Below are 22,090 nucleotides of genomic sequence, written 5' to 3'. Positions count from 1 at the left end.
TGAAGTTAGGAAGGTGCCTGCGTTAGAATAACTTGAGAATTCGAATAGGTCGTTCATATGTAAACCATCTATTCGCTCAAGCGTGAAAGCCGCGTACCAGGAGAACCGCTATGGCCGATCTGCCCGCCCGTGAATCGATGGATTTCGACGTCGTCGTCGTCGGAGCCGGTCCTGCGGGCCTCAGCACCGCCATCCGGCTCAAGCAGCAGGCGGCCGAGAAAGGAGCGGACATCTCCGTCGTGGTGGTGGAGAAGGGCTCGGAGGTCGGCGCCCACATCCTCTCCGGCGCGGTGGTCGATCCCATCGGCCTCGACAGCCTCCTGCCGGAATGGCGCAGCGATCCGGACCGTCCCCTCAAGACCGCAGTGACGGCGGACGAGTTCATGTATCTGGGCCATGCGGGCGGCGTGAGGCTGCCCAACGTGTTCATGCCAAAGCTCATGAACAACCACGGCAACTTCGTCGGCTCGCTGGGCAACGTGGCCCGCTATCTCGGCCGCAAGGCGGAGGAGCTGGGCGTCGAGATCTATCCGGGCTTCCCGGCCGCCGAGGTGCTGGTGGAGGACGGCAAGGTGGTGGGCATCGCCACCGGCGACATGGGCATCGGCCGGAACGGCGAGCCCAACGCCAACTTCACCCGCGGCATGGAACTGCGCGCCAGGTACACGGTCTTCGCGGAAGGCGCGCGCGGCAACCTGACGAAGCAGATGGTCGAGCGCTACGGCCTCAACCAGGGCCGCGACCACCAGAAATACGGCATCGGCATCAAGGAGCTCTGGCAGGTTCAGCCCGACAAGTTCCAGCCCGGCCTCGTGCGCCATTCCATGGGCTGGCCCCTGCCGAACAACGCGGGCGGCGGCTCCTGGCTCTACCACTTCGACGACAATCTGGTCTCCGTCGGCTTCGTGGTGCACCTCAACTACAAGAACCCGACTCTCTCGCCCTTCGAAGAGTTCCAGCGCTTCAAGACCCATCCGATGGTGCGCGACGTGTTCGAGGGCGCCAAGCGCATCGGCTACGGCGCCCGCGCCATCATGGAGGGCGGCTGGCAATCGGTGCCGCGCCTGTCCTTCCCGGGCGGCTGCCTCGTGGGCGATTCCGCCGGTTTCGTGAACGTGCCGCGCATCAAGGGCAGCCACAACGCGATCCTGTCCGGCATGCTCTGCGCCGATCACCTCCTCGAGGCGCTGCAGGCGGGCCGCTCCCACGACGAGGTCGCGTCCTACGAGGAGGCCTGGCGCTCCTCGCCCATCGGCTATGACCTCAAGCGCGTGCGCAACGTGAAGCCGCTCTGGTCGAAATACGGCACGACGGCGGGCGTGGCGCTGGGCGGCCTCGACATGTGGCTGACGGAGCTGTTCGGCTGGTCGCCCTTCGGCACCATGAGCCACGGCAAGCCCGATCACGAATGCCTGCTGCCGCTCGATCAGGTGAAGCCGATCAGGTACGACAAGCCCGACGGGGTGCTGACCTTCGACAAGCTCTCCTCGGTGTTCCTGTCGAACACCAACCACGAGGAGGACCAGCCGGTCCATCTCAAGGTCAGGGACATGGGCCTGCAGAAGGCGTCCGAGCACGACGTCTATGGCGGCCCCTCGCAGCGCTACTGCCCGGCCGGGGTCTACGAATGGGTCGAGGGCGAGGGGGGAGCGCGCTTCCAGATCAACGCGCAGAACTGCGTCCACTGCAAGACGTGCGACATCAAGGACCCGAACCAGAACATCAACTGGGTCACCCCCGAAGGCGGCGGCGGACCGAACTACATCAATATGTGAGGGGCTTGATGTAAGGGGCTTGGCTCCGGCCCTAGCGCGACCTCATTCCCTCCCCCTTGGGGGAGGGTCAGGGTGGGGGTGCCGGCGCAGGACTGGAACCAGGATGGCGCCCACACCCCCACCTCCACCTCCTCCCCACAAGGGGGAGGAGAGCCGGGCGGCGCCATCCGCATGAGCTTTGAACCGAGGCCGAGACCGGTGGGAGAGAGGTCGCACCGTAGATTCGTGTGAGAGGCCGTCGTCGATGTGGTTGTGATCGCGCGCCGCCATTTCCCTCCCCCTTGTGGGGAGGGCCAGGGTGGGGGTGTGGGCGCCGGACCCTCATAGGCTATCGCTCACACCCCCCACCTCCAACTCCTCCCCATAAGGGGGAAGAGAGCCACGGGGCGCTCTCCGCGAGCTTCGATCAGGCCCGCAATCCGTGCCTCCAAGCCGCCATCCAGCCGACGAATTTCCCTCGGATCTTCACGAGACCTCGACCAGCGTCAATGTTCCCCTTGCCGCCGTGACAGGGAAACGCCATTCTCCGGCCTGATTTGGCGCACATCTCCGTTCCATTGAGATGTCGCGATGATTGGAGCCGCGCTTCGTGCCAACCTTTAGTTTCTCTTCGGTCCGCAAGGGCTTGCCCGCGCTTATGCTCTCGGTGGCCGGTTTCCTTGCCGCGCCCGCCATGGCCGCCGCCAATGTGGAACCGGCCGAGCCTCTCCGGCCCGCCATGAGCCTGGAAGGCAACTTCCTGGCCGCCTATGTGGCCGGCGCCGCCCGCGACACGGCGGCTGCGACGACCTTCTTCAAGGAGGCGATCCAGGAGGACCCGCGCAACCAGGAGCTCCTGGAGCGTGCCTTCGTGGCCTTCCTCGCCAACGGCTCGATGTCGGACGCGTTCCGCGCCGCCGAGCGGCTGGCCTCGCGCGATCCGTCGAACAACCTCGCCCAGTTCGCCCTGAGCGTCCGCGCCCTGAAGAACCAGAAATACGCGGATGTCCGCAAGCGGCTGCTCCAGGCCACGGGAACGCGCCGGGCCGACCTGACCGGGACTCTCCTCGCCGCCTGGGCCTATGCCGGGTCCAAGGACGGCAAGAAGGCCCTGGCCACCGTCGACCGGCTCAAGAACGAGCGCGCCTTCAACCAGTTCCGCGAGTACCACGCCGCCCTGATCGCCGATGTGGTCGGCAATACCGCCGAGGCCGAGAAGCGCTTCAAGGCGGCCTATGAGGGCGAGCGCAACACCCTGCAGGTGGTCGACGCCTATGGCCGTTTCCTCGCCAAGCGCGGCCGCAAGGAGGAGGCGCTGGCGGTCTACAAGGGCTTCGACGAGGTGGCGCCGCGCCACCCCCTGGTGCGCAGCGCCATCAAGGCCCTGGAAGAGGGCAAGCCGCTTCTTCCCCTGATCAAGACCGCCCAGGACGGGGCCGCGGAGCTGCTCTACGGGCTCGGCGTGGTCGGCAACAGCCAGGGCGACGAGCTGACGGCCATCATCTATCTGCAGCTCGGGCTCGATCTCAACCCGAACCACGCGCTGGCCCTCGTCACCCTCGGCGACGTCTATGAGCGCCTGAAGCAGTACGAGCGGGCCAACGAGGCCTTCGCCCGCATTCCCAAGGACGCCCCGGTGCGCGCGAGCGCCGACATCGCCATCGGCCAGAACTACGAACTGATGGGCCGCGGCGACGAGGCGATCGCCTACCTCCAGAACCTGATGAAGGAGTACCCGGAGGACGTCGAGGTCGTGATGGCTCTGGGCAACGTGCAGCGCTCGCGCAAGCAGTTCGCCGAAGCCGCCGAGACCTACAGCAAGGCCATCGAGCTGATCGGCACCCCCGACCGCAGCCACTGGATCCTTTATTTCTATCGCGGCACGTCCTACGAGCGCGCGAAGCAGTGGGAGAAGGGCGAGGCCGATCTGAAGAAGGCCCTCGAACTGGTTCCGGACACCCTGCCGGCGGGCAAGGCCCAGGTGCTGAACTATCTGGCCTATTCGTGGGTCGATCAGAACGTCAACATCGACGAAGCCTTCAAGATGCTCACCCGCGCCGTGGAGCTCGCGCCCCGCGACGGCATGATCATCGATTCCCTCGGCTGGGCCTATTACCGCATGGGCCGCTACGAGGATGCCGTGCGCGAACTCGAGAAGGCCGTGGAGCTGAAGGCCGGCGATCCGGTCATCAACGACCATCTGGGCGACGCCTATTGGAAGGTCGGCCGCAAGCTCGAGGCCAAGTTCCAGTGGAACCACGCCAAGGACTCGAACCCCGAGCCCGAGGATCTGGAGAAGATCCTCAAGAAGATCGAGCACGGGATGGAGGAAGAGCCCAAGCCCGCCGCGGCCGAGACCGTTCCTTCGCCGAAAGCGGATGCCAGCGGCGGCTGAGCCGTTTCTCCCGAACGCATCCCATGAGATCTCATGGCCGGGCGGATCCGCCCGGCCATTTTCGTTCAGGGGACCGCTCCAGCCCGGCCCTTCCCAACGCTCCCGCTCTCGGGCATGGAAAGGCGTCATGCCCCAGCCCCTCGCCACCCGCGCACCCGCCAAGATCAACCTGACGCTCCATGTCCTGGGGCGGCGCGCGGACGGCTATCACGACCTGGAAAGCCTCGTGGCCTTCGCCGGAACGGGGGACGACCTGCGGCTGGAGCCGGGGCCCGCATTGGCCCTGCGGGTCTCCGGCCCGACCGCCTCCCTGGCCGGAGGCGACGCGGACAATCTCGTGCTCAAGGCGGCCCGCCTCCTGACCGAGCGGTTCGAAGGCCTGGCCGTCGGCACCTTTCATCTGGTGAAGCGCCTGCCGGTCGCGGCCGGCATCGGCGGCGGCTCCTCGGATGCCGCCGCGGCCTTACGGCTTCTCGCGCACCTCAACGGCCTGCCGCTGTCCTATCCGGCCGTCCGGGAGGCCGCCCGCCTGACCGGGGCCGACGTACCCGTCTGCCTGGAGCCGCAGGCGCGCATGATGCGTGGGGCAGGCGAGGAGCTGGGCCCGGCGCTGCGCCTGCCGCGCCTGTTCTCCGTGCTGGTCAACCCGCGGGTGCCGGTCGAGACGCCGGCGGTGTTCAAGGCGCTGGGATTGCAGGCGGGGCAGGCTCTCGCCGGGGAGCCGCATCCCGCGGTGGCGGGCGCTTCGGCCGGCTCCCTGCTCGATGCCCTGAAGGCGGCGCGCAACGATCTGGAGCCTCTTGCGGGCCGGGTCCAGCCCCTGATCGGCGAGGCGCTTCGGCTGGTGTCGGAGACGCAGGGTTGCCGTCTCGTCCGCATGTCCGGCTCAGGGGCGACGGTGTTCGGGCTCTACGACGATTGCGAAACCGCTGCCGCGGCATCCAAACGGATCGCGGCGCGGCGGCCGGATTGGTGGGTAAAGGCCACGAGCCTTCGGTAGGCTCACGGCGGTCACACGAAAACGTGGATGGCCGGCACGAGGCCGGCCATGGTGCGCAAGGGCCGGTATCGGAACCGAGCCGCCTTACCAGGCCGGAATGATGGCGCCGTTGAAGCGCTCTTCCAGGAACTTCGCCACCTCCGGCGACTGATAGGATTCCACGAAGGTCTTGATCTCGGGGCGGTTTTCCTCGCCCTGGCGGGCGGCCACGAAGTTGGCGTAAGGGTTGCCCTCGCGCTTCTCGACCGCGATCGTGTCCTTGCGGATGTCGAGGCCGCCGTTGAGGGCGTGGTCGGTGTTGATCACGGCCGCATCGAGATCGGGCAGGGCGCGGGGCAGCTGCGCCGCGTCGAGCTCGGAGAACTGCACGTTCTTGGGATTTTCGGCGATGTCGAGCAGTCGCTGCCTTCTCTGGTGCGAGAGCGGACTACGATATTCAACCGAGCATCACCGGCACTTTTATCATTGAGGCTCTCCGGGCCAATGGGGATGGCATCGACCGAGTCAGCGACGTCCGTCTCCTCAAGTTCAGCGACAAGGTCGTTGCTCTGTCGAATGAAGCACCCTCTCGGGCCGCGCTATCCAGCGCCACCGTGGCCGAGAACGCGCCCGCCTACACGCAGGTCGGCCGCCTCTCGGCCACGGATGCGGACAGCGATGCGGTCAGCTTCAGCCTTGCCTCCAACCCGGACGGAGCATTCGCGATCAGCGGCGACTATCTCGTGCTCGCTCGCCCGCTCGATTTCGAGGCCAGAGCGCAATACGACGTCGTCGTGAAGGCGATGGATCCCTATGAAGGGGAGACGACCTAGACCTTCATGATCACGGTCACGGATCAGATCGAGGACCTGGTTTTGCGCGGCGGCTCGCGTGCCGACCGTCTGGTCGGGCGGGGCGGCGACGACCGGCTCTACGGCGGCAAGGGCAAGGACGTGCTGACGGGTGGAGCCGGCCAGGACATCTTCGTGTTCGACACCAAGCCGAACAAGAAGAAGAACCTGGACACAATCAAGGACTTCTCTGTGGCCGACGACACGATCTGGCTCGACAACAAGGTGTTCAAGAAGCTGGGCAAGAAGGGCTCGGAAGCCAAGCCGGCCAAGCTGAACAAGAAGTTCTTCAGCCTGGAGAAGGCCAAGGGCAAGGACGACTACCTGGTCTACAGCGAGAAGAAGGGCATCCTGTATTACGATGCCGACGGATCGGGTGCCGGCAAGGCGGTCGAGATCGCCAAGCTGTCCAAGAAGCTCAAGCTCACCGCAAACGACTTCTTCGTCGTCTGAGAGCGGCATGCATCGCCCTCATCCCGGGGAGCGGCCGCAAGGCCGCACCTGGAAGGGGCAGAGTGTAGCGAAAGCGCCCTCGTTCAGGAGATGGACTGCCGAAGCGATCCTCTTCAGCGCGAGGGCCGAGGGGCCGGCCTGCTCAGTGAGCCCTGGCGATGCAGAAATCGACCGTGTCGAGCAGGGCCTGCTTCATCGGGCTCTTGGGGAAGAGGGCCAGCGCGTCGCGGGCCATGGCGCCGTAATGGCGCGCCCGCTCGATGGTGTCCTCCAGGGCCCGGTGCCGGCGCATGATGGCGACGGCCTGCTCCAGGTCGGCATCCTCGATCTCGCCCTGTTCGAGCACGCGCTTCCAGAAGGCGCGCTCCTCGTCCGTGCCGCGGCGGAAGGAGAGGACCACGGGCAGGGTGATCTTGCCCTCGCGGAAGTCGTCGCCCACGTTCTTGCCCAGGGTCGCGGCCTTGCCGCCATAGTCGAGCGCGTCGTCCACGAGCTGGAAGGCGATGCCCAGATTCATGCCGTAGGAGCGGCAGGCGGTCTGCTCGGCTTTGGGCCGGCCGGCGATGACGGGTCCGACCTCGCAGGCGGCGGCGAAGAGCTCCGCCGTCTTGCCGCGAATCACGGCCAGGTACTCGTCCTCGGTGGTCTCGGTGTTCTTGGCGGCCGCGAGCTGCATCACCTCGCCCTCGGCGATCACGGTCGCGGCGGCGGACAGGATGTCGAGGGCGCGTAAGGACCCGACCTCCACCATCATGCGGAAGGCCTGGCCGAGCAGGAAGTCGCCCACGAGGACGCTGGCCTCGTTGCCCCACTTGATGCGGGCGGCGATCTTGCCCCGGCGCATGTCGCTCTCGTCCACCACGTCATCGTGGAGGAGGGTGGCCGTGTGCATGAACTCGACCGAGGCCGCGAGCTTCACGTGCCCGTCGCCCTCGTAGCCGGAAAGGCCCGCCGTCGCGAGGGTGAGCATGGGGCGCAGGCGCTTGCCGCCCGAGGAAATGAGGTGGTTGGCCACCTCCGGGATCATGGTGACCTCGGAGCCGGTGCGCGACAGGATCATCCCATTGACCCGTTCCATGTCAGCGGCCACAAGGGAGACGAGCTTTTCGATGCCCGCATTCTTCTCAGGATGCTTGTCTTCGAAAGGAACGACGACGCCCACGTCTCAATACCCGGGTTGCCGGCCGGCAGGGCCGGTAGGAATATGAAGCCACCGTGGCATGGCACTTTTCATGCTGCAATGCAAACGCATGCCGTAGGGGAGGGGCAGGCGCCGATGGTCGAAATCGTCCGGACGAACGACCTCGTGCTCATCGGCTTCCTACAATCCTTGTTGGAGAACGCCAATATCCCGGTTTTCGTCGCAGACATGCATATCAGCGCCCTGGAGGGCATGATCGGCGTGTTCCCGCGCCGCATCCTCGTGCCCGAGGATCACGTGGCCCAGGCCCGCCGGCTGATCAGCGATGCCGGTCTCGAATCCGAGCTGCGGCATGCCTGACACCACGGACGATTCGCTTCTCGGCGGGCGCGTCCGGCTGGTTCAGCCCGCCAAAGGGCACCGGGCCGGCACCGATGCGGTGCTGCTCGCGGCCTCGGCGCCCGTCAAGGCTGGGGACTGGGTGGTGGATGTGGGCGCCTCCACAGGGGCGGTCGGCCTCATGGCGGCCGTGCGGGAGAGGGGCGCCCGCTACGTCTTCGTCGAGCGGGACCCGGATCTCGCGGAACTCTGCCGCCGCAATTGCGGCCTCAACGGCGTGGCAGGGGAGGTCGTCGCCATCGACGTGCTGGACAGGTCCGCGCGGCTGACGGCGGGCCTGACGCCGGAAAGCGCCGACTGGGTCCTGACCAATCCGCCTTTCCTCGAAGAGGGGCAGGCCCGCATTTCGCCGGACCGCGGCAGGGCCGCCGCCCATGCCCTGCCGGCGGGCGGGCTCGAGGCCTGGCTCAGGGCCTGCACGGGTTTGCTCAAGCCGAAGGGGCGTTTCGTTCTGATTCACCGGGCCGACCGGCTCGCCGAGTGCCTGGACCTGCTCGGCGCCGGCATGGGCGGCTTGCAGCTGCGCTTCGTGCATCCGACCGCCGGGAAGCCGGCGATACGGTTCCTGCTGGCGGCCACCAAGGGAAGCCGTGCCCCCTTGGACGTGCTGCCCCCGGTCGTTCTCAACGGTCCGGACGGCCGCTTCACCGCCCAGGCGGAGGCGCTGCACCGGGGCGAGGCGATCCTCGCATGAAAACGGGCACCCGAAGGTGCCCGCATCGTTCGGCCTGTCGGCCTTCTTACCAGCGGCAGACCCGCACGGGACGCCGGACCCAGCCGTAATCCGTCCAGACCCGCTGCGGCCGCACGAAGCAGCGCCGACCCGCATAGACCGGGCGGCCATAGACCGGACGGGCGTAGCGATAGTGACGGTAGGGGCGGTAATGGCGCCGGGCGCGGTAGGGCCTCCGGTACTCGTAGCGCGGCGGACCGAACTGCACGGTGACGGCCGGGCCGCCCCAGTGCTGCCGATAGCCGGGATAATAGGGCTGGGCCTCGGCGGGCTGGGCGGTGAAGGCGCCGAAGCCCAGGGCAAGAAGGCCGAAGAGGCCGAGAAGCAGTTTACGCATGGATGTCTCCTCAATTCCGCGCCGTGCTGCGATCTGAAAATGAAGTATCGACAGGGCTGCTGTTCATGCTGAAGGTTTAAACGGGCCCAGCTGAACGCAGTCCGACCAATTCCCTAAAGGAATGTTCATCTTGGGAAGCTGCGCCGCGCGCACTACATTCCCGTCATGAGCCAGATCACCCTCTCGACGCTGCTTCCCCAGCGCCTCCATTTTCTGCTTCCCGGCCGGCTGAGGCCGCAGGTTCCAATCGTTCCGGTGGTGCGCCTCTCGGGTCCCATCGGGGCGGTGATGCCCCTGAGGCCGGGCCTTGCCATGTCGAGCATGGCCCCGGTTTTCGAGCGCGCCTTCTCGATCAAGGGCGCCTCGGCCGTGGCCCTCGTCATCAACTCTCCCGGCGGCTCGCCGGCGCAGTCCCACCTGATCTTCCGGCGTATCCGCGCCCTGGCGGAGGAAAAGAAGGTTCCGGTCATCGCCTTCGTGGAGGATGCGGCGGCCTCGGGCGGCTACATGATCGCCTGCGCGGCGGACGAGATCTTCGCCGATCCGTCTTCGATCGTCGGCTCCATCGGGGTCGTGTCCGCCGGCTTCGGCTTCGACCGCCTCATCGAGCGCTTCGGCATCGAGCGGCGCGTGCATACGGCGGGCGAGAACAAGGCCATTCTCGACCCCTTCCGGCCCGAGGACCCCAAGGACGTGGAGCGCCTCAAGAACCTGCAGCGGCACATCCACGGCGTCTTCATCGATCTCGTGAAGTCGCGCAGGGGCGAAAAGCTCGACCAGGCCAACGGCGAACTCTTCTCCGGGGCCTTCTGGGTCGGCGAGGAGGCGAGGGGCCTCGGCCTCGTGGACGGCATCGGCGACATCCGCACGGTCCTGCGCGAGCGCTTCGGCGACAAGGTGCAGCTGCGCGTGATCGAACCGGCCCGTCAGCCGCTCCTCGCCCGTCTCCTGGGCCGCCGGCCCGGAGGCCAGACCAGCCTGATCGACCCGGCCGAGATGATCGGCGCCCTGGAAGAGCGGGCCTCCTGGTCGCGGCTGGGGCTGTAGCACCATTTCAGCCCTGGTAGTCCGAAGGACCGGGAAGGAGATTCCCTTCCCGTCCGCCGCCTCCGGCCGGGAATGACGAGGGAGCGGTCCGCCCCGGCGCTTGACTTGCGCCGCCCCAACTCCCAAGGGTTCGACAGAGATTTCCAACCACCGGACGCCGAAATGACGAGCGAAACCGCGCATATGAATCCTGCGCGCTCCTTTCAGGGGCTGATCCTCACCCTTCAGCGCTACTGGGCCGAACAGGGCTGCGTGATCCTACAGCCCTACGACATGGAGATGGGCGCCGGCACCTTCCATCCGGCCACGACCCTGCGCGCCCTCGGGCCGAAACCCTGGCGCGCGGCCTATGTCCAGCCCTCGCGGCGCCCGAAGGACGGGCGCTACGGCGAGAACCCCAACCGGCTCCAGCACTATTACCAGTTCCAGGTCATCCTGAAGCCGAACCCGCCGGACATCCAGCAGCTCTACGTGAAGTCGCTGGAGGCCATCGGCATCGATACGGGCGTCCACGACATCCGCTTCGTCGAGGATGACTGGGAGAGCCCGACCCTCGGGGCCTGGGGCCTCGGCTGGGAGTGCTGGTGCGACGGCATGGAGGTCTCGCAGTTCACCTACTTCCAGCAGGTGGCGGGCTTCGAGTGCTCCCCCGTGGCCGGTGAGCTCACCTACGGGCTCGAGCGCCTCGCCATGTATCTCCAGGGCGTGGAATCGATCTACGACCTCAACTTCAACGGGCTGGAGGGCGACCGGAAGGTCACCTACGGCGACGTCTTCCTCCAGGCCGAGCAGGAATATTCCCGGCACAACTTCGAATATGCCGACACGGAGATGCTCTTCCGCCATTTCCGCGACGCGGAGGCCGCCTGCCGCAAGTACCTGGCGGACGGCGAACCCAAATCCGGCGCCAACGACAGCCGCCATCTCATGGCGCTGCCGGCCTACGACCAGTGCATCAAGGCCAGCCACATGTTCAACCTGCTCGACGCCCGCGGCGTGATCTCCGTCACCGAGCGCCAGAGCTATATCCTGCGCGTCCGCGAGCTGGCCAAGGCCTGCGGCGCCGCATGGCTGAAGACCGAGGGCGGGGGCGTGGCCGCTTGAGGCGGCGTGCTCCCTCGATCCCTTCCTTCCTCGATTTCAAAGTCCTGTCATGCCCGACCTTCTCCTTGAACTCTTCTCCGAAGAAATCCCCGCCCGCATGCAGCGCCGTGCGGCGGAGGATCTGAAGAAGCTCGTCACCGATGCGCTCGTGGAGCGCGGCTTCGTCTACGAGGGCGCCAAGGCCTTCGCGACCCCGCGCCGGCTCGCGCTCCATGTGGCGGGCCTGCCCGTGAAGGGGCAGGACGTGCGCGAAGAGCGCAAAGGCCCCCGCGTCGGCGCGCCCGAGGCGGCGGTTCAGGGCTTCCTGAAGGGGGCGGGGCTGACCTCGCTCGACCAGGCGAAGATCGAGAGCGACCCGAAGAAGGGCGAGTTCTACGTGGCCGTCATCGAGAAGCCCGGCCGCACCACCCAGGACGTGCTGGCGGAGATCGTGCCCCAGATCGTCAAGACCTTCCCCTGGCCGAAATCCATGCGCTGGGGCGCAGCCTCGAAGGACCCCGGCTCGCTCCGCTGGGTGCGCCCGCTGCAATCCATCGTCTGCACCTTCGGGCCCGAGACGGAGGACCCCGAAGTGGTGCATTTCGAGGTCGACGGCATCGCCTCCGGCGACGTCACCCATGGCCACCGCTTCCTGTCGCCGGGCGCTTTCCGGGTGAAGCGCTTCGACGACTACGCGCCGGCGCTGGAGCGCGCCAAGGTCGTGCTCGATGCAGACCGCCGCAAGGACATCATTCTCCACGACGCGCGGGACCTCGCCTTCGCGCAGGGACTCGAACTCGTGGAGGACGAGGGGCTTTTGGAGGAGGTCGCCGGCCTCGTGGAATGGCCGGTGGTGCTCATGGGCTCCTTCGACGAGGCCTTCCTGGACATTCCGCCGGAGGTGATCCGCACCACGATCCGCGCCAACCAGAAGTGCTTCGTGCTGCGCGATCCCAAGACCGGCAAGCTGGCCAACAGGTTCCTGCTGACGTCGAACCTCGTCGCCAAGGACGGCGGCAAGACCATCGTGGGCGGCAACGAGCGCGTGGTGCGCGCGCGTCTCTCCGACGCCAAGTTCTTCTGGGAAACGGACCAGAGGGTGAAGCTGGAGGACCGGCTCGACAAGCTGAAATCCATCGTCTTCCATGAGAAGCTCGGCACCCAGCACGAGCGCGTGGAGCGCATCGCGGCCTTGGCGCGCGACCTCGCTCCCTTCGTGGGCGCCGATCCCGAGCTGGCCGAGCGCGCTGCGCGCCTCGCCAAGGCCGACCTCGTGACCGAGATGGTGGGCGAGTTCCCCGAGCTGCAGGGCCTCATGGGCCGCTACTACGCCACGCTCCAGGGCGAGAACCCGTCCGTCGCGGCGGCCGTCGAGGAGCACTACAAGCCGCTGGGCCCCTCCGACCGGGTGCCGACCGATCCGGTTTCGGTGGCTGTGGCGCTCGCCGACAAGATCGACACGCTGGTGGGCTTCTGGGCCATCGACGAGAAGCCGACCGGATCGAAGGATCCGTATGCCCTGCGCCGTGCGGCGTTGGGCGTGATCCGGCTGGTGCTGGAGAACGACATTCGCCTGCATCTCGTTCAGCAGGTCATGAAGAGCCGCGCCTTCGCCGCCGCCGAGGCGAATGAAGGCGTCGCGGCCGATCTCCTCTCCTTCTTCGCCGACCGCCTGAAAGTCTACCTGCGCGACCAGGGCGCCCGGCACGACCTCATCGACGCCGTGTTCGCGCTTCCGGGCCAGGACGACCTTCTCATGATCGTCCGTCGCGTGGAGGCGCTGGGCCGCTTCCTCGACACGGAGGACGGGGCGAATCTCCTCGCCGGATACCGCCGGGCGGCGAATATCCTGCGGATCGAGGAGAAGAAGGACGGGCGCTCGTACAGCGAGGCGCCGGATCTCGAAATCGTGAATGCCCAGGGCCAGATCGAGGAGAAGGCCTTGGCGGTGGTTCTGCACGGAGCGCGGCAGGAGGCGGCCGCCGCGGTCGAGAACGAGGATTTCGAGGGCGCCATGCGCGCTTTGTCGCGCCTGCGCCAGCCCGTGGACGCCTTTTTCGACAAAGTGACCGTGAATGCGGAGGATTCCGCCTTGCGCGAGAACCGCTTGAGGCTCCTCAACGCCTTCCGCGAGGCCACCCGGGCGGTGGCCGATTTCTCCCGGATCGAGGGCTGAGCTCACATTCGAGCCCGGCTGTTGCAAGCAGGGCACAGCCAGACTCGTTACTTCGCGTTAGGCAGGGGCAACTCCGTTACCCTGTCTTGGGACAGCCGATGCTCACTCGACGTCTTCTGCTCGGCGCAATCGCCATTGCGCCCCTCGCTGCCTGCCAGTCCATCCAGCAGCCTCCCCAGGCCGCGGCGGAAGCCGATCCCTATGCGGGTTGGTATATCGGCTCCATGCCGGACAAGCCGCACAACGTGCCGCTGGTCGACCGCAGCAGGATGGACCCGAAATACGCCCGCCAGACCGTGGCCTATAACGGCCCCGAGAAGCCGGGCTCCATCGTCGTCGATATCGACGAGCGGATGCTCTACCTCGTGCAGGCCGACAACAAGGCGATTCGCTACGGCGTCGGCGTCGGCAAGCAGGGCTTCTCCTGGAAGGGGACCGCGACGGTCGGCCGCAAGGGCGTGTGGCCGGCCTGGTCGCCGACCACCACCATGGTGAGCCTCAAGCCCGACCTGCCGCGCCACGTGGAGGCCGGTCTCGACAATCCGCTCGGCGCCCGCGCCCTCTACCTGCACCAGAACGGCGCCGACACGCTCTTCCGCATCCACGGCACCAACGAGCCCTGGAGCATCGGCGAGCAGGTCTCCTCCGGCTGCGTGCGCATGCTGAACGAGGACATCGTCGATCTCTATGAGCGCGTGCCGGTTGGAACCACCGTCTACGTGAAGCGCAACGGGCGCTACCGGGTCTGACGGAACGCTGCAGGAATGAATCCGAGGCCGGGCGCAAGCCCGGCCTTTTTCGTTCGACCCTCGCCATCTTTCCGGGGAACCTCCATCGTCATTCCGGGGCGAGCGGAGCCCGGAATGACGGGGGGCGTGAAGACGGCGGAGCGCCTTGGTTTCTTAGACTAAGGAACCTTGGCCGTTCAGGTTGCGTTTTGGTCCCGCATGCTTCAAGCCTTCACCTGCGCTTCAGCAGGACGAAAAGCCAAAAGGGTCGAGCGATGACGCAGTGGGTCTACACCTTCGGTGACGGAAAGGCCGAGGGCGAGGCGGGGATGAAGAATCTCCTGGGCGGCAAGGGCGCCAACCTCGCCGAGATGTCCAATCTCGGGCTGCCCGTTCCTCCGGGCTTCACCATCACGACCGAGGTCTGCACCTACTATTACGACCATGGCCGCTCCTATCCGCAGGAGTTGAAGGACCAGGTCGGGAAGGCGCTGAGCTATGTGGGCGGCCTCACGGGCCGCACTTTCGGCGATGCCGCCAACCCGCTTCTCGTCTCCGTCCGCTCCGGCGCCCGCGCCTCGATGCCGGGCATGATGGACACCGTCCTCAATCTCGGCCTCAACGACACCACCGTGGACGCGGTCGCGAAGGACGCCAACGACGAGCGCTTCGCCTACGATTCCTATCGCCGCTTCATCACCATGTACTCGAACGTCGTGCTCGGGATCGAGCACCACCATTTCGAGGAGGTTCTCGACGAGTACAAGGACCGCCGCGGCTACACCCTCGATACGGATATGACCGCCGACGACTGGAAGTCCCTGCTTCCGCGCTACAAGAGCATCGTCGAGAAGGAGCTGGGCAAGCCCTTCCCGCAGGACCCGCACGAGCAGCTCTGGGGCGCCATTGGGGCCGTGTTCGGCTCCTGGATGAACAACCGCGCCATCAAGTACCGCGAACTCCACGGCATTCCCGCGAGCTGGGGCACGGCCGTGAACGTGCAGGCCATGGTGTTCGGCAACATGGGCGAGACCTCGGCCACGGGCGTCGCCTTCACGCGCAATCCCTCCACCGGCGAAAAGGAACTCTACGGCGAGTTCCTCATCAACGCCCAGGGCGAGGACGTGGTGGCGGGCATCCGCACCCCGCAGGACATCACCGAGAAGGCGCGGGTGGCGTCGGGCTCCGACAGGCCTTCCATGGAACGGGCCATGCCGGAGGCCTATGCCGAGCTGGTGCGCATCTACGGCATTCTCGAAAAGCACTACCGTGACATGCAGGACATGGAATTCACGGTCGAGAAGGGCAAGCTCTGGATGCTCCAGACCCGCAACGGCAAGCGCACCGCGAAGGCGGCCCTGCGCATCGCGGTGGAGCTGGCATCCGAGGGGCTGATCTCGCAGGAGGAGGCGGTGAACCGCGTCGAGCCCGCGGCCCTCGACCAGCTTCTCCATCCCACCATCGATCCCAAGGCCGAGCGCCGGATCCTGGCCACCGGCCTGCCGGCCTCTCCGGGCGCGGCCTCGGGCGCCATCGTATTCAACTCGGACGATGCCGAAGCCGCCAAGAAGGCCGGCCACAAGGTCATCCTCGTGCGCGTCGAGACGAGCCCCGAGGACATCCACGGCATGCACGCGGCCGAGGGCATTCTCACCACCCGCGGCGGCATGACGTCCCACGCGGCGGTGGTCGCGCGCGGCATGGGCAAGCCCTGCGTGTCGGGCGCGGGCTCGATCCGCGTCGATTACGCCTCCCAGACCCTCACGGTCGCGGGCCAAGCCCTGAAGAAGGGCGAGGTCATCACCATCGACGGTTCGAACGGCCAGGTGCTGCTCGGCCAGGTGAAGATGCTGGAGCCCGAGCTGTCCGGCGAGTTCGCCACCCTCATGGGCTGGGCCGACAAGGTGCGCCGCATGAAGGTGCGCGCCAATGCGGAGACGCCGCTCGACGCCCGGACCGCGCGCAATTTCGGCGCCGAGGGCATCGGCCTGTGCCGCACGGAGCACATGTTCTTCGAGGGCGACCGCATCGTCGCGGTGCGCGAGATGATCCTCGCCGACGACGAGGCAGGCCGCCGCGCGGCGCTCGCCAAGCTGCTGCCCATGCAGCGCAAGGACTTCGCCGAACTCTTCACGATCATGAGCGGCCTGCCGGTCACGATCCGCCTGCTCGATCCGCCGCTGCACGAGTTCCTGCCTCACTCGGAAGCCGAGATGCAGGAGGTCGCGAAGGCGATGAACGCATCGGTGGAGAAGCTGAGGCACCGGGCGCGCGAACTGCACGAGTTCAACCCCATGCTCGGCTTCCGCGGCGTGCGCCTCGCCATCGCCTATCCGGAGATCGCCGAGATGCAGGCCCGCGCCGTCTTCGAGGCGGCGGTGGAGGCCGGTCGCGCCACGGGCGAGCCGGTGGTGCCCGAGATCATGGTGCCCCTCGTCATGACCAAGGCCGAGCTCGACCTGGTGAAAGCCCGCATCGTCGCCATGGCGGAGGCGGTCGCGAAGGAAACGGGCGTCACCGTGGAGTATCAGGTCGGCACGATGATCGAGCTGCCGCGCGCTGCCCTGCGCGCGGGCGAGATCGCGGAGGCCGCGGAGTTCTTCTCCTTCGGCACCAACGACCTGACGCAGACCGCGCTCGGCATCTCGCGCGACGATGCCGCGTCGTTCCTGGGCTCCTACACGAGCAAGGGCATTCTCGCGGCCGATCCGTTCGTCACCATCGACCAGGAGGGCGTCGGCGAACTGATCCGGATCGCGGTGGAACGCGGCAAGCACACCCGCAACGGCATCAAGCTCGGCATCTGCGGCGAGCATGGCGGCGACCCGGCCTCGATCCATTTCTGCCAGGAGACGGGCCTCGACTACGTCTCCTGCTCGCCCTACCGCGTGCCGATCGCCCGCCTCGCGGCAGCGCAGGCGGCGCTCGGCGTCAAGGCCGCGAGCCAAGCCTGATGGCGCTCTCCCGCAGCAGGTTGCTTTACATCGCCGCGATGATCGTCACGGGCGTCGTGATCGGATGGGTCGCGGCGCAGAACCCGACATGGCAGGAGGCGGCGATCACGCCCGCCGCCTGGCCGTTCGTGGTTTCTCTGGTTCTCGACATCGTCATCGGCCAGGCGGCTGCCCGAGGCAAGGCGGAGCCCCTCACCATGGGCGACCGCTTCGTCGGCGTCCTGGGCGCGGGCCTCATCGTCACCGCATTCCTGGCTATCGGAACCTGAGACGGAAATAGGGGAAGGGGCACATGCACAAGGGTTCGTGCCATTGCGGCAAGGTCGCGTTCGAGGTCGAGGCCGCCCTCGACCAGGTCATCGAATGCAACTGCTCCCATTGCCGGCGGAAGGGCTATCTCCTGACCTTCGTGCCGCGCGGCGCACTGACGATCCTGCGCGGCGAGGAGGATCTCGCGACCTACACCTTCAACACCCACACCATCCAGCACCGGTTCTGCTCGACCTGCGGCTGCGCGCCCTTCGGCGAGGGCAAGAAGCCGACCGGCGAGGCGACGGCGGCGATCAACGTGCGCTGCCTGGAGGATGTGGAGCTGTCCGAACTCGAGCTCGTCCCGGTGGACGGGCGGAACTTCTGACGGCGTGCAGACGCACGTTCACCTCTCCCTGAGGAGAGGTGAGACGCAGTGCCTGCGAGGCTGCAGGGCCGTCATGTCCTATGCGGTCGCCGCCTGCGACCGGCGCAGGCCGACATACTGGAACTCCGCATACATCAGCACCACCAGGCCTTGAGCGATCACGAAGGCATAGCCGGCCCGTGTCGGCTCGACCCAGCCGCTCACGAGAAGCAGCGCGCTGTCCGCCACCCACAGGGCATTGCCGATCACGACGGCCCAGACGAGGGGGCGCTGCAGGTGGCTGCGCAGGCCCATATAGGCGAGGAGCGCCGCATAGGGCACGAGCACCGCGCCCACGAGGCGCAGGAGCATCTCCGGCAGGCCGAGCAGACCGCTCAAGGGGCCGGCGGCCAGCACCATCAGCACGGCGAAGGCGGCGCTGGTCGAAGCGTCGGCGAGCAGGGCCTGGCGGAGAAGCGGGGAGGGGATGATCGTCGGCATGGCAGGTTCCTCTTGGCTCGGTTGAGGTCCATGGCGGGAAGGGCCATCGACCGTGCCTGAAGGATTGCGCCGCCCGTGCGGCCCGTCGATTACCTCGGAGGTCATTGGAAGATGATCCTGCCTCGGGCTATCGTCCGGCCATGATGAACGCGAATTCCACGAAACCGGTCGGCGACCACATCCGCGAATGGCGCCAGCGCCGCCGCATGAGCCAGCTCGATCTGGCGCTCGAGGCCGACATCTCCACCCGGCATCTCAGCTTCCTGGAGACCGGCCGCTCGCAGCCCAGCCGCGAGATGGTGCTGCATCTGGCCGAGAAGCTCGACCTGCCCCTGCGGGAGCGCAACATCATGCTGGTCTCGGCAGGCTATGCGCCGGTCTATTCGCAGAAATCGCTGGACGACCCGGAACTGCGCAGCGCGCGCCAGGCGGTCGATCTGGTGCTCAAGGGGCACGATCCCTATCCCGCGCTGGCGGTGGACCGGCACTGGCACCTGATCGCCGCGAACGATGCGCTGTTTCCGCTGATCGGCGATGTCGATCCGGCGCTCCTCAAGCCGCCGGTGAACGTGCTGCGCCTGAGCGTGCATCCCGCCGGGATTGCCCGGCGCATCGTGAACTTTACCGAATGGCGCAACCACCTCGTGACGCGCCTGCGCCACCAGGTGGACGTGACGGGCGACGCGGTTCTGTCCGGCCTGATGGAGGAGCTGAGCGCCTACCCGATACCCGATGCCGCGCGGCGCGGGCCTGCGCCGGCCGATCATTATGCCGGCGTCGTCGTGCCCCTGAAACTGACGGTACCCGAAGGCGTGCTGACCCTGTTCAGCACGACCACGGTCTTCGGCACGCCCGTCGACGTGACCCTGTCGGAGCTCGCCATCGAGGCCTTTTTCCCCGCCGATGCGGAGACCGCGCTTCTCCTGCGGCGCATGGCCGAGGGGCGGGGGAATCCCGGGCCTTAACCCCCCATCAACCTTAAAGGGCGATAACCATACCGAGCCGGAGCATTCCCGAGGGATGCTCCACTGGCGGGTTCCGGTAGGGTGTGGTCGCGTGCGTATACATTATCGTCGCTCTCGGGTCAGATGGATTTGCGCAACCACGGCGCCCTGGGCTCTTGCGGCCGGTCTTTTGGTGTCCTTCACCGCGTCGGCGAGCAACGATCCCCAGTCCGGCGTGAGCTTTGCCCCGCGTGGCGCGATGGCCCGGTTGACCGGCATGAACCTCGTGCCCTCCATTCCAGCCGACAGCCGCGCTGATTTGGGCGTGCTCAGGACGCTTCCCCGCTACGATCTGCCGGACGACCTCGTGAACGGCTCGCCGCTTCAGGACGAGAAGAAGAGGGATGCGGGCGCCCTTCCGGCGGTCGAGCGCGCCCGCAAGGGCGATCCGCTGGTCCAGCCCCGCATCACCCTGTCCCGCCGCGCGGGCGAACTGCGCCCGATGCTCCAACAGGCCGGGACGCGGCTGCTCTTCGGTCAGGACGAGCGGCTCCTGCCGCCGACGATTCTCATGGAAGGCAAGCTCGAAGGCCCCGAGATGGAGCAGGATTTCGAGCCCTGGGAGGCGCCCGAATACACCACGACCCGCCGTGCGAGCTCCGTGCAGTCGCCGGCCGCGGCGGCGGCCGGCTCGACGGGCGCCGCAGGAAGCGCCACGACCCCGACCGTGCGCCGTGCCGTGGCCCTGTCCTCGACCACGCCCGCGCCGGTCGATTCCACCCCCATCGAGATCGCCGCCGCGCCGGTCTCCCTGCAATCGCCGCGCCTCGACCGCAACGGCGGCTTCGACGGCACCGTGGTTCCCAAGGACGACGACCGGCCCCGCTATGCGGACCTGATCGATCCCGACGACCTGAGCAAGGAGCAGCGCTGCCTCGCCGAGGCGGTCTATTTCGAGGCCCGCAGCGAGCCGGAAGAGGGGCAGGCGGCGGTCGCGCAGGTGGTCCTGAACCGGGTGAAGAGCGGTCTCTACCCGTCCTCCGTCTGCGGCGTGGTCTACCAGAACCGCCACCGCCATCTCGCCTGCCAGTTCACCTTCGCCTGCGAGGGCAAGAAGCTGCGCATCGGCGAGTCCGAATCCTGGGAGCGGGCCAAGCGCGTCGCGAGCGCCGTGCTCGAAGGCAAGACCTATCTGGCGGAGGTGGGCGGATCGACCCACTACCACGCCAACTATGTGCGGCCCTACTGGGCGCGCCGCCTGAAGAAGATGGACGTGATCGGCCGCCACATCTTCTATAAGCTGCGGCCGGGGCAGACCTGAGCAAGCTTGTCCGTTCGGTGCGCTGCCTCACGCTGCGGAAGGGCTCAGGCGGGCTATCAAGGGCCTGAGCCTCGTCCACAGCAGGAGATCCCATGGCGGCCGTCAAGAAATCCGTCCCCGGTTCCGGTTACGGGAATGTCTATGTCGATTCCCTGATCTGGGGCGGGACGACCTGGGATCCGGCCGGCGGGCCGATCAAGGTTTATTTCGGGTCCGGGGCCGACTATGCGGCCGCCAGCAAGGTGCACGGCACCAGCCAATACGGCGATTATCTGGTCGACGCTTCCGGGGCCCAGGCCTGGACGAGCGGCGAGGTGAGGGCCTTCGCCCATGCGACCTCACTCTACGAGAAGGTCTGCGGCCTCAGTTTCGCTCCCGCGACGACGGTGGAAGAGGCCGACATCTTGTGGTGGAAGACGGAAATCGACTTCTTCACCATGGGAGCGCACGAGCCTCCCGGTGGACGGCAGGTCTGGGGATATTTCAATCCCGGGAGCCCGGGCTGGAAGCACCGCAAGGCCGGAGGCGACGGGCTCAACACCATCGTCCACGAGCTGGGCCACGGGCTGGGGCTGGCGCATCCCCACGACGGCGGCCTGAACGGCGACGGCACCAAGTTTCCGGGCGTCGGCGGCTCCGACGATACGGGCCGCCACGGGCACAACCAGGGCATCAGGATCGTGATGTCCTACAACACCGGCTGGGACCGGGTCCCGCACGACGAATCCTTCGGCGCCCAGACGGGCCTCGGCGCCTTCGACATCGCCGCCCTGCAGGCGCTCTACGGCGAGAACACGACCACGGCGGACGGAAACACGACCTACCGCCTCCCGAGCCGGAACGCCCCCGGCACTGGCTGGTCCTGCATCTGGGACACGGGAGGGCGGGACACGATCAACGGCACGCGCGCCACCGACGACGTGACCATCGACCTGCGTGCCGCGACCCTGGAGGCGGGGAGCCGGCATGCGGGCGGCTTCGTCTCCCACTAGGACGACATCGCCGGCGGCTACACCATCGCCAAGGGCGTGGTGATCGAGAACGCCTATGGCGGCCGGGGCGACGACCGCCTCGTGGGCAACGGGGCCGCGAACCTGCTCGCCGGCAATGGCGGCGCCGACCGGCTGATCGGCCATGCCGGCGACGACATCCTGAAAGGCCGGGCCGGCAACGACGTGCTCACCGGCGGCTCGGGCGCCGACGTCTTCGTGTTCGACTCGAAGCCCAACAGCCGCACCAACCGGGACAAGATCACCGATTTCGCGCCCGGCACGGACAGGATCTGGCTCGACGACGGGATCTTCAAGAAGCTCGGCAAGGGCAGCCAAGCCGACCCGTCGCCCCTGAAGGCAGAGAATTTTGCCCTCAATCGCGCCAAGGAGAAGGACGACTTCTTCATCTGGAACCCGAATACAAAGAAACTGTACGGGACGTGGACGGCTCCGGCCGGAAGGCCATGGTGGAGATCACCAGCTTCAAGTTCCAGAAGAAGGAGGGCGAGACCCTCACTCACAAGGACTTCTTCTTCATCTGACGTGCTGTCCCATGATAACTTGAGGGGCGGCGCTAGGGCCGTCCCTCGCTATTCTCCCAGTGGACTCCGAATGTCTTGGATCGACGACTCATCACGTCCGCTCATACCTAAGGCTACAAACTTTCAATTCTGTTGATGCGCGAC

General features: G+C 67.0%; 22 protein-coding genes. 18 read left to right on the top strand and 4 right to left on the bottom strand.

Annotation, left to right across the window (positions count from 1 at the left end):
- The first annotated feature begins 110 nt into the window (after positions 1–110).
- From ACFOYU_RS25360 to ACFOYU_RS25350, 3 genes are all read left to right on the top strand, one after another.
- A complete protein-coding gene (locus ACFOYU_RS25360; RefSeq protein WP_377035682.1) occupies positions 111–1,775 on the top strand; it encodes an electron transfer flavoprotein-ubiquinone oxidoreductase in 1,665 nt (554 codons plus the stop codon).
- A gap of 589 nt (positions 1,776–2,364) precedes the next feature.
- Positions 2,365–4,149, top strand: a complete 1,785-nt coding sequence (locus ACFOYU_RS25355) for a tetratricopeptide repeat protein (protein WP_377035681.1) — start codon at positions 2,365–2,367, stop codon at positions 4,147–4,149.
- 127 nt (positions 4,150–4,276) lie between these two features.
- Complete coding sequence (locus ACFOYU_RS25350) at positions 4,277–5,149, top strand: 4-(cytidine 5'-diphospho)-2-C-methyl-D-erythritol kinase (protein ID WP_377035680.1); 873 nt, start codon at positions 4,277–4,279, stop codon at positions 5,147–5,149.
- An 84-nt stretch (positions 5,150–5,233) separates the two neighbouring features.
- On the opposite strand, the gene ACFOYU_RS25345 is transcribed toward ACFOYU_RS25350, so the two are convergent.
- Entirely contained in the window at positions 5,234–5,539 is a 306-nt protein-coding gene (locus ACFOYU_RS25345) for a MetQ/NlpA family ABC transporter substrate-binding protein (protein ID WP_377035762.1), read from the bottom strand.
- A gap of 203 nt (positions 5,540–5,742) precedes the next feature.
- Here ACFOYU_RS25345 and ACFOYU_RS25340 point away from each other — a divergent pair, with 203 nt between their 5' ends.
- Both ACFOYU_RS25340 and ACFOYU_RS25335 read left to right on the top strand, forming a co-directional pair.
- On the top strand, positions 5,743–5,961 hold the full coding sequence (locus ACFOYU_RS25340; protein WP_377035679.1) for a cadherin repeat domain-containing protein: 219 nt from the start codon (positions 5,743–5,745) through the stop codon (positions 5,959–5,961).
- A 6-nt stretch (positions 5,962–5,967) separates the two neighbouring features.
- Positions 5,968–6,432 carry a M10 family metallopeptidase C-terminal domain-containing protein gene (locus ACFOYU_RS25335; protein WP_377035678.1) on the top strand — a complete coding sequence of 155 codons (465 nt, stop codon included), beginning with the start codon at positions 5,968–5,970 and terminating at the stop codon, positions 6,430–6,432.
- Between the two features lie 142 nt (positions 6,433–6,574).
- Here ACFOYU_RS25335 and ACFOYU_RS25330 read toward each other — a convergent pair whose 3' ends face one another.
- The gene (locus tag ACFOYU_RS25330; protein ID WP_377035677.1) at positions 6,575–7,594 is read right to left on the bottom strand and encodes a polyprenyl synthetase family protein; all 1,020 of its coding nucleotides are present in this window, start codon (positions 7,592–7,594) and stop codon (positions 6,575–6,577) included.
- 114 nt (positions 7,595–7,708) lie between these two features.
- Here ACFOYU_RS25330 and ACFOYU_RS25325 point away from each other — a divergent pair, with 114 nt between their 5' ends.
- Both ACFOYU_RS25325 and ACFOYU_RS25320 read left to right on the top strand, forming a co-directional pair.
- The gene (locus ACFOYU_RS25325) at positions 7,709–7,933 is read left to right on the top strand and encodes a DUF2007 domain-containing protein (protein ID WP_226739513.1); all 225 of its coding nucleotides are present in this window, start codon (positions 7,709–7,711) and stop codon (positions 7,931–7,933) included.
- Complete coding sequence (locus tag ACFOYU_RS25320; RefSeq protein ID WP_377035676.1) at positions 7,926–8,666, top strand: tRNA1(Val) (adenine(37)-N6)-methyltransferase; 741 nt, start codon at positions 7,926–7,928, stop codon at positions 8,664–8,666. The genes ACFOYU_RS25325 and ACFOYU_RS25320 overlap by 8 nt, the downstream gene beginning before the upstream one ends.
- A gap of 46 nt (positions 8,667–8,712) precedes the next feature.
- Here ACFOYU_RS25320 and ACFOYU_RS25315 read toward each other — a convergent pair whose 3' ends face one another.
- Positions 8,713–9,042, bottom strand: a complete 330-nt coding sequence (locus tag ACFOYU_RS25315) for a hypothetical protein (RefSeq protein ID WP_226739509.1) — start codon at positions 9,040–9,042, stop codon at positions 8,713–8,715.
- A gap of 165 nt (positions 9,043–9,207) precedes the next feature.
- Between ACFOYU_RS25315 and ACFOYU_RS25310 the strand changes: the two genes are divergently transcribed.
- The 7 genes from ACFOYU_RS25310 (at position 9,208) to ACFOYU_RS25280 (ending at position 17,667) form a co-directional block, all read left to right on the top strand.
- A complete protein-coding gene (locus tag ACFOYU_RS25310; protein ID WP_377035675.1) occupies positions 9,208–10,089 on the top strand; it encodes a S49 family peptidase in 882 nt (293 codons plus the stop codon).
- Positions 10,090–10,251: 162 nt separating this feature from the next.
- Complete coding sequence (locus ACFOYU_RS25305) at positions 10,252–11,193, top strand: glycine--tRNA ligase subunit alpha (RefSeq protein ID WP_377035674.1); 942 nt, start codon at positions 10,252–10,254, stop codon at positions 11,191–11,193.
- A gap of 49 nt (positions 11,194–11,242) precedes the next feature.
- Positions 11,243–13,348: a glycine--tRNA ligase subunit beta gene (glyS, locus tag ACFOYU_RS25300; protein WP_377035673.1), complete on the top strand. Its 2,106-nt coding sequence runs from the start codon at positions 11,243–11,245 to the stop codon at positions 13,346–13,348.
- 98 nt (positions 13,349–13,446) lie between these two features.
- Positions 13,447–14,097 carry a L,D-transpeptidase gene (locus ACFOYU_RS25295; protein WP_377035672.1) on the top strand — a complete coding sequence of 217 codons (651 nt, stop codon included), beginning with the start codon at positions 13,447–13,449 and terminating at the stop codon, positions 14,095–14,097.
- A 254-nt stretch (positions 14,098–14,351) separates the two neighbouring features.
- Positions 14,352–17,030 carry a pyruvate, phosphate dikinase gene (gene ppdK, locus ACFOYU_RS25290; RefSeq protein ID WP_377035671.1) on the top strand — a complete coding sequence of 893 codons (2,679 nt, stop codon included), beginning with the start codon at positions 14,352–14,354 and terminating at the stop codon, positions 17,028–17,030.
- Positions 17,030–17,299, top strand: a complete 270-nt coding sequence (locus ACFOYU_RS25285; protein WP_226739498.1) for a hypothetical protein — start codon at positions 17,030–17,032, stop codon at positions 17,297–17,299. Before ppdK ends, ACFOYU_RS25285 begins: the two co-directional genes overlap by 1 nt.
- 23 nt (positions 17,300–17,322) lie before the next feature.
- Positions 17,323–17,667, top strand: a complete 345-nt coding sequence (locus ACFOYU_RS25280; protein WP_377035670.1) for a GFA family protein — start codon at positions 17,323–17,325, stop codon at positions 17,665–17,667.
- A 78-nt stretch (positions 17,668–17,745) separates the two neighbouring features.
- Here the strand turns inward: ACFOYU_RS25280 and ACFOYU_RS25275 are convergent, their stop codons facing one another.
- The gene (locus ACFOYU_RS25275) at positions 17,746–18,147 is read right to left on the bottom strand and encodes a hypothetical protein (protein ID WP_226739494.1); all 402 of its coding nucleotides are present in this window, start codon (positions 18,145–18,147) and stop codon (positions 17,746–17,748) included.
- 143 nt (positions 18,148–18,290) lie between these two features.
- Here ACFOYU_RS25275 and ACFOYU_RS25270 point away from each other — a divergent pair, with 143 nt between their 5' ends.
- The 4 genes from ACFOYU_RS25270 to ACFOYU_RS25255 all read left to right on the top strand — a co-directional run bounded on the left by ACFOYU_RS25270 (position 18,291) and on the right by ACFOYU_RS25255 (position 22,082).
- On the top strand, positions 18,291–19,112 hold the full coding sequence (locus ACFOYU_RS25270) for a helix-turn-helix domain-containing protein (RefSeq protein ID WP_377035761.1): 822 nt from the start codon (positions 18,291–18,293) through the stop codon (positions 19,110–19,112).
- 172 nt (positions 19,113–19,284) lie between these two features.
- The gene (locus tag ACFOYU_RS25265; RefSeq protein WP_377035669.1) at positions 19,285–20,412 is read left to right on the top strand and encodes a cell wall hydrolase; all 1,128 of its coding nucleotides are present in this window, start codon (positions 19,285–19,287) and stop codon (positions 20,410–20,412) included.
- Positions 20,413–20,504: 92 nt separating this feature from the next.
- Positions 20,505–21,404: a hypothetical protein gene (locus tag ACFOYU_RS25260; protein ID WP_377035668.1), complete on the top strand. Its 900-nt coding sequence runs from the start codon at positions 20,505–20,507 to the stop codon at positions 21,402–21,404.
- Positions 21,405–21,410: 6 nt separating this feature from the next.
- Positions 21,411–22,082, top strand: a complete 672-nt coding sequence (locus ACFOYU_RS25255; RefSeq protein WP_377035760.1) for a M10 family metallopeptidase C-terminal domain-containing protein — start codon at positions 21,411–21,413, stop codon at positions 22,080–22,082.
- Positions 22,083–22,090: the final 8 nt, after the last annotated feature.

Source organism: Microvirga sp. GCM10011540, from assembly GCF_042650665.1.
Classification (GTDB): Bacteria; Pseudomonadota; Alphaproteobacteria; order Rhizobiales; family Beijerinckiaceae; genus Microvirga; species Microvirga lenta.
Note: the sequence above shows the minus strand (reverse complement) of the source record. Positions and strands in the feature narration are given on the sequence as shown.